The following is a 12,185-nucleotide window of genomic DNA, read 5'->3' on the forward strand; positions in this document are numbered from 1 at the left end:
CAAAGCTACGAATAAATCCGGGAAAGAAAAATAATTTTTATACAATAACTCTTGTTTTATGTAACGGGAAATTCCTACCTTTGCATGCAAATTAACAAATAGGTAACATCTATTACACAAATGAGCGAAAAAGCACCCTTTATGGTATTCTCCGGAACAAATTCGAGATACCTTGCAGAGAAAATCTGCGCTAGCCTTGATTGCCCTCTGGGAAAGATGAACATCACCCATTTTGCAGATGGTGAGTTTGCAGTCTCTTATGAGGAATCTATCCGTGGCTCGCATGTATTCCTGGTTCAATCAACCTTCCCTAATTCTGACAACTTGATGGAACTTCTGCTGATGGTTGATGCTGCTAAAAGAGCATCGGCAAAAAGCGTTGTAGCCGTTATCCCTTACTTCGGTTGGGCACGTCAGGACAGAAAAGACAAACCCCGTGTTTCCATCGGCGCCAAGCTGGTGGCCGACCTGCTCTCTGTTGCAGGTATCGACCGTCTGATTACGATGGACCTTCATGCAGACCAGATTCAAGGTTTCTTCAATATTCCGGTGGATCATTTGTATGCATCAGCAGTATTCCTCCCCTATATTGAATCCTTGAAACTGGAAGACTTGGTAATCGCCACCCCGGATGTCGGCGGTTCAAAACGCGCCAGCACATTCTCCAAATACCTCGGTGTACCCCTGGTATTGTGCAACAAGACACGCGAAAAAGCAAACGTGGTTGCCACCATGCAAATCATCGGTGATGTAAAAGACAAGAATGTAGTATTGGTAGACGATATTGTAGATACAGCAGGAACCATTACCAAGGCTGCCAACATCATGCTGGAAGCAGGAGCCAAATCTGTCCGTGCCATTGCCAGCCACTGCGTAATGTCCGACCCTGCTTCTTTCCGTGTACAAGAATCCGCACTAACGGAAATGGTATTTACTGATAGTATCCCCTACTCTAAAAAATGTGACAAGGTTAAACAGTTGAGCATTGCCGATATGTTCGCCGAAACCATCAAGCGGGTGATGAACAATGAATCAATCAGTTCACAATACATTATCTAACCGCGGAGCGGTTAGAAATTAAAAATTAAAGGCTGCGCAATGTTCACTTCAGAACCGCGCAGCCTTTAATTTTTAATTTCTAATTTTTAATTCTAATTCTCCAGCCTTCCCATCTTGTAGGTTCCTTTTCGTATCACCTTTCCGTTCTTGTCTGTTTCTACAAACGGACCGTGTTTCTTGCCTTGTTTGAAGAAGCCTTCATAACGGTTTCCGTTCTTGTCCTCCTGGATACCGCTACCTTCTTCCATACCGTTCACAAAACCGCCTTTATATTTGGTTCCATCGGTCTGAATCAGGGTACCTTGGCCGTTGAACTTATTGTCTTTCCATTCACCTTCGTAAGAGTCACCTACATTCCATTTGTAAGTACCGTATCCGTCACGTTGGTTATCTTTCCAATTACCTTCGTAAACGGCGCCGCTTGCCCACGTAAATGTGCCGTGGCCTTCCTGCTTTCCATCCTTGAAGCTGCCCACATACTTGTTGCCGCTGGCATGGTAATAAATGCCCTCTCCGGTACGTTCACCTTGAACATAAGAACCTTCGTAACGGTCGCCGGTATGGAAAAAGTAAATACCTTTGCCATGCTGCATGTCGTCCTTCCAGTCACCTACATATTTGTCGCCGTTGGCATATTCAAAAGTTCCTTTACCGTCCCGGACATCATTTTTCCACTCCCCGTCATATTTGGAACCGTCATTCCAGGTCAGTGTTCCTTTGCCGTCTTTCTTGTCATTCTTCCACGAGCCTACATACTTGGAACCGTTCTTCCAGGTATACGTTCCTTGGCCTTCGCGTTTATCATTCACCCAGTCGCCCTCATAAATATCACCATTGTAATAGTACATGGTTCCTTTACCGTGCTGGTAATCCTGAAACCACATGCCGTCATAACGGTTGTTATTCATAAAATAGTAGATACCCCTGCCATGCTGCTGGTCTTGAAACCATTGCCCCTCATACTTTTCACCGTCGGGAAACATATATGTACCGTAGCCTTCACGCTTGCCCTTCACATACTCACCCTCGTAGACGTCGCCGTTCTTGAAAACGGTCTTCCCCTTTCCATTGGGCTTGCGGCCTTTTATTTCACCGGTATAGACGGCCCCGTTATCTTTGAACGTATAGGTACCTATCTTTATCTCCGAAGAGAATGTACTTTTCACTTTATCGAAAAAGCCGCTTTTTTTTTCCTGGGCAGTGGCTCCACCTTGGCATAAGAAAGCCAGAATGAGTGCAGTATATAGATATTTCATTAATTGATAATTGATAGTTGATAATTGACAAAGGTAGGATTTATCCGGTAAAATGATGCGATAACTCCCGCTTTTTATGACATTTTTTTGCCGCACACTATTTCTTTTAATTTCTCTTTGCATAAATGCCGCCCTGCAAGTTCACGGATTTCTTGTGGAGTAACCTCCTTGACAGCATCCAGTGCTTCGGCAAAGTAGGTATCCTGCAAGCCCGATACCTGCACAAAAATCCAGGCATCTGCCAACGAGAATGCAGATTCATAACTACGGCACATGTCTCCCAACATATAGTTCTTCACCATGGAAAGCTCTCCATCGGAAGCCAGCTCGTTCTGAAGGCGGTCTATTTCATGATAAACCTCACCGATAAGAGGCTCCACAAATTCGTTGGCGGCTTCGGCACTGACCGCCAACACTCCCTGCCCCGGATAGGGCATGATGGCTGCGGAGATACCGTATGTGTATCCTTTATCTTCCCGGATATTGGACATCAGGCGACTGCCAAAATAACCCCCGAACAGTGTGACCAGTACGCGGGCCTTCAAGTAGTCCGGATGATTACGGTCCAGGGAAAGCATGCCCATACGGACGGCACTTTGCAGGGCGTCCGGACGTTCGATGAAGATACGTTTTCCGGAGGTGGTAACCGGATGGAATTCAGTCTTCTCCGGTTTGCGGAAATCCGTACCGAAAGCCTCGCAGCCAAACAAGGACTCTATCCTGTGGATGCAATCACCGGTTACCTTACCCGAGAGATAGATGCTGCAATTATTGGAATGATAGTAACGGTCATAAAACTCGCGTAGCACCGCAGGAGTGATGCGCCGATAATCCTCTTCCTGCACCAGACGTCCACCGGGATGCTGCCCGCCGTACAGAGCCTTCACCAATCCGCGGTGCGCCAGAAAGTCCACCTTGGAAGAGTTGACAAGAAACTGCTGGATATTGTTGTCTACAATCACTCCCAGCTCTTTCTCGGGAAATACCGGCTCTTTGACGATAGACTCCAATATGTCAAGCGTTTGGGGAAGGTATTTATTCAGAGAATAAAGGGTGACATAGGCATACTCGGATGCACTGGACAATTCCAGCCAGGCTCCGTAATAGTCCAGCTTTTCCGCTATCCGGGCGGCATCGTAGCGTCGGGTGCCCTCGCGAAGCATGCGGTTCGTAAACAACGCCTGCAAGGGCTGTTTCTGTTGCCATCGGCCGCCTGCCATGAGGAGATCGATACGTGTCACTTCATTGTCACCGGCATTGAGCACACTCAATGGCACGCCATTAGGCAACTTGATACGTTCCGGCCTTTGCACCACCAGTTGTTCCGGTTCAAGAATCCGGGGTTGGTCACTTCGGTTCAGCATGGGCTTTCTAGTTTACAGCCCATGGCTTTTAAGAAATTCTTCTGCCCGTTCCAAATCTTGAGGAGTATCTATGCCGATAGTTTCTACATCCGTGATACCTGCTTTGATAGTGTATCCGTTTTCCAACCAACGAAGCTGTTCCAATGATTCGGCAATCTCGAGGGATGACTGCGGAAGGGCGGTTATCTCTTTCAGTACCTCTACGCGATAGGCATAAAGGCCGATATGCTTATAATATGTATGATTCTCCAGCCAGTCTTCCTTCGCCGCATTGCGCTGGTAGGGAATGATGGAACGGCTAAAATAGAGGGCATTCCTGTTTTTGTTGAGCACAACCTTCGGAGAGTTCACATTTTCCAGTGCCTCGAAACCATTATCTACCGTAAAGGGTTTCACCAGAGTGGCTATCTGGGTGGCCGGATCGTCGAAACATGCTTTGACGGCTTGTAACTGCGAAGGCTGGATGAAAGGCTCATCCCCCTGGATATTCACCACGACATCAAACTGTCCTCCTATTTTTGTACAAGCTTCCTGACAGCGGTCGGTGCCGCTTTTATGTTCGGTGGAAGTCATTACCACCTTTCCTCCGAATGCTTTTACTGCGGCTTCAATACGCTCATCGTCCGTAGCCACGTATGCATCGTCCAAGATTCCTGCCACTTGCTCGTATACTCGCTGTATCACGGTTTTTCCACCTAACACCGCCAATGGTTTGGCTGGAAAACGCGTAGATGCGTAACGGGCAGGTATGATTCCTAAAAATTTCATTTTCAATCTTCGTTTTTTAAAATGAGAGTGTGTCCGAAAGTGTTCATATACTATCGACCCATCTCCTTATATTCTTTATTAATTATAACAGTTGTTTCAATCCTCGCAGGATATAATCACGTTTCAAATCTTTTGGCTTATAGACAGTCCCGTCACAAGACAACAAGTCTATATCCAGCCGTACAATTTCCTGCTCCTTCTCCTCGGGCTTCCTTCCGGCTTCCCGTTCGATGGCTTTCAGGCAGGCGGTGACTTCCTCTACCGGATTATCGGAAGCAAAGCATGCCACCTGATTGGAGAACAGATTCGGACGGTGAAAGAACAAAGGTACCGTCTCCTCCTCTTCCGAGAAACGTATTCCCGAAAAAAGTTCCGTCAAGCGTCTGCGAGCCAGTTCCATGTTCTCCCTCCGCTGCTCGTTGCTCCCAATACTAATCGTATAATCCATTTTTTTAAGGTGAAAGGGGAAAAGGGGAAAATTGAAAGTTTACCTTTCCACTTTCAATTTTCACCTTTCAACTAATTAAACAGTTCGTCGAGTCCCTCTATCGGTTCTTCTATATGGGTGTCTCCTTCCAGATTCACATCATCCTTGCACGGGTCATAGCCTTCGGGCAACTGGAATGTTTCATTTTCATCATATCCCAGAGATTTGTCACCGAGCACTTTCACCATGTATTTGGTCCAGATAGGCAATGCCATGGAAGCACCTTGTCCGTGAAGCATCGTATCGAAGTGGATGTCGCGGTCCTCACCGCCCACCCAGCAACCGGACACAAGCGAAGGCGTGAAGCCCATAAACCAGCCGTCGGCATTGTAGTTCGTCGTTCCGGTCTTGCCGCCCATGTCGGCTTTCACACCTAGACGGCGCACACGGCCTCCGGTACCTTCGTTGACAACGGCACGCAGCATGACCAGCATCTTGTAAGCGCTGGATACACTGATGACTTCCTGCATTTCGGGAGCAAAGGTCGCCAGCACGTTTCCATCATTGTCCTCGATGCGGGTCACGAACAGCGGAGCTACCCGGATACCCTTGTTGGGGAATGCGGTATAGGCACTTACCATCTCGCCGACGGAAATCTCGCACGGGCCCAGACAGAGTGAAACGGAAGGTACTATATCACGGTTGCGGACACCGAAAGTATGTATAAGACGTTTCAGATTATAGGGATTCAGCTTGCTCATGAGATAGGCCGTAATCCAGTTGTCCGAGTTTGCCAGCCCCCACTTCACAGTCACCATGTCACCAATCAGCTTTTTGTTGGCATTACGCGGCGTCCACGGTTTTCCGTTTTCATCAATCAGCGTGTATTCCACGTGGCGCACTTCGTCGCAGGGAGAAAAACCGTTCTCCATAGCCAATGTATAAAGGAAAGGCTTGATGGTAGAACCTACCTGGCGGCGTCCCACCATGGCCATATCGTACTGGAAGTAATGGTAGTTCGGTCCGCCTACGTATGCCTTGACATGTCCGCTGCGCGGGTCCATGGACATGAAACCGGCACGAAGGAAGAACTTGTAGTAACGGATGGAATCCATCGGGGTCATAATGGTGTCTTTCTCCCCTTCCCAACTGAATACGGACATCTCCTCCGGGGTATCGAAGGCTTTCTTTATTTCAGCTTCGGTGGCTCCGGCTTTCTTCATAATGCGGTAGCGGTCGGACAACCTCATGGCACGTCCCAGAATCTCGTCCACCTGCTCCTGGGTCAGACGGAAGGTGTAGGGAGCTTTCTTGGCCCCTTTCTTTTCCTTGAAGAAGTAACCTTGCAGTTCCTTCAGATGCTCTGTCACGGCATCCTCGGCATACTGCTGCATACGCGAGTCGAGCGTGGTATAGATTTTCAGCCCGTCGGTGTAGAGGTTGTATTTGGTACCGTCTTTCTTGGTGTTCTTTTCGCACCATCCAAAGAGCGGGTTGTTCTCCCAGTCGAGTGAATCCTCGTAGTATTTCTGCATCTGCCAACCGCGGTAGTTGGCCTTGTCGGGCTTCTTGGCGGTGAGCACGCCGCGCAGGTATTCGCGGAAATAAGTGGCCAACCCTTCCTTGTGGTCCACACGGTTGTACTTCAGTTTCAGAGGCAATGCCTGGAGGGAGTCGCGCTCGGCTTCCGTAATATATCCCGCTTTCCGCATCTGGTCGAGCACCACATTGCGCCGTCCGCGGGAACGTTCATTGTAGCGCACCGGATTATAGAGAGACGGATTCTTGCACATGCCCACCAACGTAGCCGCTTCCTCAATCTTCAAATCTTTCGGTTCGCAACCGAAGTAGGTAAAGGCAGCAGTCTTGATGCCTACCGCATTGTTCAGGAAATCGAACTTGTTGAGATACATGGTGAGGATTTCCTCTTTTGTATAGTAACGCTCCAGCTTTACGGCAATCACCCATTCGATGGGCTTCTGGAACAGACGTTCCATCACATTGTCGGCACTGGGAGAATAAAGCTGTTTGGAAAGCTGCTGGGTGATGGTACTGCCACCGCCGGCATTCTTCTGCATCAGGATACCGCGCTTCACTACGGCACGCGTCAGGGCGTAGGCGTCAATGCCCGAATGTTCGGCAAAACGTACATCTTCCGTAGCTATCAAGGCGTTGATGATATTGGGCGACAAATCATTGTATCCCACAAACACGCGGTTTTCCTTACTATAGGAATAAGTACCCAATACTTTTCCGTCCTCGGAAAAGACTTCTGTGGCAAATTTGTAATTCGGATTTTCCAGGTCTTCCACCGGAGGCATATAGCCTATCCAGCCCTTGGCTATGGAAAAGAATATAAAGACACACACCAGCGAAATCAGTGCGATGAAAATCCATAGGATTTTGACGACTTTCCTTATCATGTTTCAGTTGCTAAAATCAAAGTTCAATAATAGGGCAAAGGTACGGAAATATATTGGATGTGCCTATGCTTTTTATATCTTTTTCAGGATAAGATTTCCGGCATTCACAAAAAAAACGCCCGTTTATTTTAATGGAAACTGTCAGTGAAATGCAAAACGATTGCAAAATAATTAGAAAACTTGAAGAAAAAATCGGAAAGGAAAAACACATCGTAATGAGCTATAATACAGATTGAAACAATGAAAACTTGCCCTCGCGCGCGTAAGAGGAGATAAGATAAGAAGAGAAGAGAAAAAAACGACGTTGTCGTTAAAAAGAACGACGGCGACGGCGTAAAGAGATACCACACTTCACTGTCCGGAATGCCACACTTCGACAAGGCAAACGCCGCACTTGACTAAGGCAAATGCCACACTTGAACATTCGCGAAATGCGGCATTTACTTTGTCGAAGTGTGGCATTTCGGATGATGAAGTGTGGCATTCCGGACAACAAGCCACACGGTTAAAAAAACAGCCCATATTTCGCAAAAAACTTCCCCGCATATTTCCGTAGCCCGCATATTTTCCGTAACTTTACACTCTCGAAAAGTATAAATGAATTCAACGATATGGAAAACAGAAGTTTAGTCACCATTGCCGAGCATAGCCGGGAAAAAATCCTCTATATGCTCGAGATGGCGAAAGAGTTTGAAGCCCATCCCAATCGGCATATATTGGACGGGAAAGTAGTTGCCACCTTATTTTTCGAGCCTTCCACCCGTACACGCCTCAGTTTCGAGACTGCCGCCAACCGGCTTGGAGCACGTGTCATCGGGTTCAGCGACCCAAAGGCCACCAGCTCATCCAAGGGCGAGACGCTGAAAGACACCATCAAGATGGTGAGCAACTATGCCGACATCATCGTGATGCGCCACCACCTCGAAGGGGCCGCACGCTATGCCAGTGAAGTCACCACCGTGCCCATTGTGAATGCCGGAGACGGTGCCAACCAGCATCCCTCACAAACCATGCTCGATCTCTACTCCATCTACAAGACACAAGGCACACTGGAGAACCTGAACATTTTTCTGGTCGGCGACTTGAAGTACGGCCGTACCGTCCACTCCCTGCTGATGGCCATGCGCCACTTCAACCCCACTTTCCACTTCATCGCTCCCGACGAGTTGCGGATGCCCGAAGAATACAAAATCTACTGCCGCGAGCACAACATCAAGTACGTGGAACATACGGACTTTACGGAAGAAATCATTGCTGATGCCGACATCCTCTACATGACCCGTGTGCAGCGCGAGCGCTTCACCGACCTTATGGAGTACGAGCGGGTGAAGAATGTCTACATCCTGCGCAACAAGATGCTGGAACATACCCGTCCCAACCTGCGCATCCTGCATCCGCTGCCCCGTGTCAACGAAATAGCCTATGATGTGGACGACAATCCCAAGGCATACTATTTCCAGCAGGCACAAAACGGACTGTATGCCCGTGAAGCTATTCTGTGCGATGTACTGGGCATCACGCTGGATGAGGTGAAAAAGAGTAAAGGAGTAATTCAGTAGAATCGTCTAATAACTAATATTTCAAGATGTTAAGCGAAAAGAAACAGGAATTGCAGGTTGCTGCTCTGGAAAACGGCACTGTAATAGACCATATACCCTCCGAGAGACTGTTTACCGTAGTCTCCCTGCTCGGACTGGAACACATGAGCAACAATATCACCATCGGCTTCAACCTCAAGAGCAAGAAGCTGGGCACGAAAGGCATCATCAAGATTGCCGACAAGTTCTTCTGCGACGAAGAGATAAACCGTATCGCCGTGGTGGCTCCCAATGTAAAACTGAACATTATCCGCGACTACGAAGTGGTGGAGAAACGCGAAGTCCGCCTGCCCGAAGAGCTGCGCGGAATCGTGAAATGCGCCAACCCGAAGTGCATCACGAACAATGAGCCTATGCCTACGTTGTTTCATGTCGTGGATAAGGACAATTGCGTCATCAAATGTCACTACTGCGAAAAGGAGCAGACCAGAGAAGATATTGAGATTATATGAAAGAAGACTGGAAACCCGGAACCATGATTTATCCGCTGCCCGCCGTACTGGTGAGCTGCGGAAGCACTCCGGAGGAATATAACATTCTGACTATCGCATGGACGGGGACGATTTGTACGAACCCGCCCATGTGCTACATCTCCGTACGCCCCGAACGCCACTCCTACGACATCATCAAGCGGAATATGGAATTCGTCATCAACCTCACCACGAAAGATATGGCACGGGCCACGGACTGGTGTGGCGTACGCTCCGGAAAGGACTACAACAAATTCGAGGAAATGCATCTGACACCGGGGAAAAGCACCGTAGTCAGCGCGCCTCTTATCGAGGAATCACCGCTTTGCATAGAATGCCGGGTAAAGGAGATTATGGCTCTCGGTTCGCACGACATGTTTATAGCGGATGTGGTAAATGTACGTGCCGATACCCGTAATCTGAACCCTGAAACCGGCAAACTGGAACTGGCGGAAACGAATCCCTTGGTCTATGTGCACGGTGGATATTATGAGCTGGGAGAAAAGATAGGCAAATTCGGATGGTCAGTAGAGAAAAAGAAGTAATAATGCGATAAAGGTTTTAAGAGATGGAGTTGCGACGAATCTTGATGGGCTTATATCTGTTGGCCTTCCCCGCCATGATGTGGGGACAGACTCCGGTTGTGCCCGGTACTGCCGACGAAGAGCATTCCGGACACCGCAAGGAAACTCCGGTCAATTTCGGTTTCAAAGGCGGTTTCACCTCTTCCTTGTTCCTTGTATCCCAGTTCAGTGTCAACGGAGTACCCATTGACGAAGTGCAGAACAATTACAAGATAGGATATTTCGGTTCCCTTTTCATGCGGATAAACTTCGACCGCCACTTCCTGCAACCGGAAATATCCTACAACATCAACCGGTGCAACATCACCTTCGAGAAACCTCTGCCCGAAGACGCCGCATCAGGAGCCCGGCTGGAGGAAGCCTCCATTACATCGTCCATCCACAGTATAGACATCCCCGTCATCTACGGATACAACTTCATCAAGGAGGGGCCGTACAGCCTTGCCGTCTTTGGAGGACCCAAAGTGCGCTATATATGGGACAGGAAAAGTGACATCGACTTCGAGAATTTCGACCAGGTGAATATCCGTGAAAGGCTGCGTCCGCTCAATCTCAGTTTCACCGTCGGCGTATCCGTCACCATCTCACGCGTCTTTTTCGACTTCCGTTACGACATGGGGCTGCACAACATCTCCAAGAGCGTGACATACGATATTCCGGCCGACAACAACGCTGCTGACGAAAACACGAAAAACGAAATCCGTTTTCACCGCAGGGACAATGTGCTGAGTTTTTCTTTCGGAGTGTTCTTTTGACAGTAAATTTCTTCCTTTTCTTTCAATTTATTCATTTATTTCCCGTAAATTTGTGCGCTTAATAAGAGAACACAGATTTATCAAACTTATCTAATAAGCAGAATGAAAAGAGATGATTTAATTTTCGAACTTATCGAAAAAGAACACCAACGTCAGCTCAAAGGCATTGAACTGATTGCATCAGAGAACTTTGTAAGTGACCAGGTTATGCAGGCAATGGGCTCCTGCCTCACCAACAAGTATGCTGAAGGATACCCCGGCAAGCGTTACTATGGTGGTTGTGAGGTAGTGGACCAGAGTGAGCAGATTGCCATCGACCGCTTGAAACAGATTTTCGGCGCAGAATGGGCCAACGTACAGCCGCACTCCGGTGCACAAGCCAATGCAGCCGTATTCCTCGCCGTGCTCAATCCGGGCGACAAATTCATGGGACTGAACCTTGCACACGGCGGTCACCTCTCCCATGGCTCACTGGTCAACACTTCCGGTATTATCTATACTCCCTGCGAATACAATCTGAACCAGGAAACCGGACGTGTGGACTATGACCAGATGGAAGAAGTTGCCCTGCGCGAGAAACCCAAAATGATTATCGGCGGCGGTTCTGCTTATTCCCGCGAATGGGACTACAAGCGCATGCGCGAAATCGCGGACAAGATAGGTGCCATCCTAATGATTGACATGGCTCATCCTGCCGGACTGATTGCAGCCGGTGAACTGGATAACCCCGTGAAATATGCCCACATCGTGACCTCCACTACCCACAAGACTCTGCGTGGTCCTCGCGGTGGCGTTATCATGATGGGTAAGGACTTCCCCAACCCCTGGGGCAAGAAAACTCCGAAGGGAGAAATCAAGATGATGTCCCAGTTGCTGGATTCAGCCGTATTCCCCGGTATCCAAGGTGGTCCGCTAGAACATGTCATCGCAGCCAAAGCCGTTGCCTTCGGCGAAATCCTGCAACCGGAATGGAAAGAATATGCCAAGCAGGTGAAGAAAAACGCCGCTGTCCTGGCACAAGCCTTGATAGACCGTGGCTTCACCATCGTTTCCGGCGGTACGGACAACCACTCCATGCTGGTAGACCTGCGCAGCAAATATCCCGATTTGACCGGTAAGGTTGCCGAGAAGGCGTTGGTATCTGCCGACATCACCGTAAACAAGAACATGGTTCCGTTTGACAGCCGCTCGGCTTTCCAGACTTCCGGTATCCGTCTGGGTACTCCTGCCATCACAACCCGTGGTGCCAAGGAAGACCTGATGCTCGAAATTGCCGAGATGATTGAAACCGTTCTGTCCAACGTAGACAACGAACAAGTCATCGCAGAGGTACGTGCACGCGTCAATGCGAAGATGAAAGAATACCCGCTGTTTGCTTATTAATAAGCAAACAGAATTAAAAATTAAGAATTAAAAATTAAAGGCTGCGCAATGTTCGCTTTGAACTGCGCAGCCTTTAATTTTTAATTCTAAACGCGCTC

The 12,185-nt window shown here is 48.5% G+C and carries 11 protein-coding genes; 6 read left to right on the plus strand and 5 right to left on the minus strand.

The features are described 5' to 3' along the window. Nucleotides 1-120 precede the first annotated feature (120 nt). The gene (locus DXD78_RS13030; protein WP_005829068.1) at nt 121-1,059 is read left to right on the plus strand and encodes a ribose-phosphate pyrophosphokinase; all 939 of its coding nucleotides are present in this window, start codon (nt 121-123) and stop codon (nt 1,057-1,059) included. Between the two features lie 92 nt (nt 1,060-1,151). Here DXD78_RS13030 and DXD78_RS13035 read toward each other — a convergent pair whose 3' ends face one another. From DXD78_RS13035 to DXD78_RS13055, 5 genes are all read right to left on the minus strand, one after another. Beyond that, nucleotides 1,152-2,315: a phosphatidylinositol-4-phosphate 5-kinase gene (locus tag DXD78_RS13035; RefSeq protein ID WP_005829069.1), complete on the minus strand. Its 1,164-nt coding sequence runs from the start codon at nt 2,313-2,315 to the stop codon at nt 1,152-1,154. A 74-nt stretch (nt 2,316-2,389) separates the two neighbouring features. Next, nucleotides 2,390-3,679 carry a pitrilysin family protein gene (locus DXD78_RS13040; RefSeq protein WP_009038484.1) on the minus strand — a complete coding sequence of 430 codons (1,290 nt, stop codon included), beginning with the start codon at nt 3,677-3,679 and terminating at the stop codon, nt 2,390-2,392. 12 nt (nt 3,680-3,691) lie between these two features. Further along, nucleotides 3,692-4,447 carry a 3-deoxy-manno-octulosonate cytidylyltransferase gene (kdsB, locus tag DXD78_RS13045; protein WP_005829071.1) on the minus strand — a complete coding sequence of 252 codons (756 nt, stop codon included), beginning with the start codon at nt 4,445-4,447 and terminating at the stop codon, nt 3,692-3,694. A gap of 82 nt (nt 4,448-4,529) precedes the next feature. Next, on the minus strand, nt 4,530-4,895 hold the full coding sequence (locus DXD78_RS13050; protein ID WP_005829072.1) for a 2-amino-4-hydroxy-6-hydroxymethyldihydropteridine diphosphokinase: 366 nt from the start codon (nt 4,893-4,895) through the stop codon (nt 4,530-4,532). Between the two features lie 71 nt (nt 4,896-4,966). Continuing rightward, nucleotides 4,967-7,297: a transglycosylase domain-containing protein gene (locus DXD78_RS13055; RefSeq protein ID WP_005829073.1), complete on the minus strand. Its 2,331-nt coding sequence runs from the start codon at nt 7,295-7,297 to the stop codon at nt 4,967-4,969. 611 nt (nt 7,298-7,908) lie between these two features. On the opposite strand from DXD78_RS13055, the gene pyrB reads away from it, so the two are divergent. The 5 genes from pyrB to glyA all read left to right on the plus strand — a co-directional run bounded on the left by pyrB (nt 7,909) and on the right by glyA (nt 12,087). Continuing rightward, nucleotides 7,909-8,856, plus strand: a complete 948-nt coding sequence (gene pyrB / locus DXD78_RS13060) for an aspartate carbamoyltransferase (RefSeq protein WP_005829081.1) — start codon at nt 7,909-7,911, stop codon at nt 8,854-8,856. Between the two features lie 26 nt (nt 8,857-8,882). Next, nucleotides 8,883-9,347 (plus strand): aspartate carbamoyltransferase regulatory subunit, encoded by a 465-nt coding sequence (pyrI, locus tag DXD78_RS13065; protein ID WP_005829083.1) that lies wholly within the window; start codon nt 8,883-8,885, stop codon nt 9,345-9,347. Beyond that, nucleotides 9,344-9,910 carry a flavin reductase family protein gene (locus DXD78_RS13070; protein WP_005829084.1) on the plus strand — a complete coding sequence of 189 codons (567 nt, stop codon included), beginning with the start codon at nt 9,344-9,346 and terminating at the stop codon, nt 9,908-9,910. Before pyrI ends, DXD78_RS13070 begins: the two co-directional genes overlap by 4 nt. Nucleotides 9,911-9,933: 23 nt before the next feature. After that, complete coding sequence (locus DXD78_RS13075; protein WP_008663573.1) at nt 9,934-10,704, plus strand: porin family protein; 771 nt, start codon at nt 9,934-9,936, stop codon at nt 10,702-10,704. A 102-nt stretch (nt 10,705-10,806) separates the two neighbouring features. Continuing rightward, complete coding sequence (gene glyA, locus DXD78_RS13080; protein WP_005829088.1) at nt 10,807-12,087, plus strand: serine hydroxymethyltransferase; 1,281 nt, start codon at nt 10,807-10,809, stop codon at nt 12,085-12,087. The last annotated feature ends 98 nt before the right edge of the window (nt 12,088-12,185 follow it).

Source organism: Bacteroides sp. D20 (assembly GCF_003436255.1).
Taxonomy (GTDB): Bacteria; Bacteroidota; Bacteroidia; order Bacteroidales; family Bacteroidaceae; genus Bacteroides; species Bacteroides uniformis.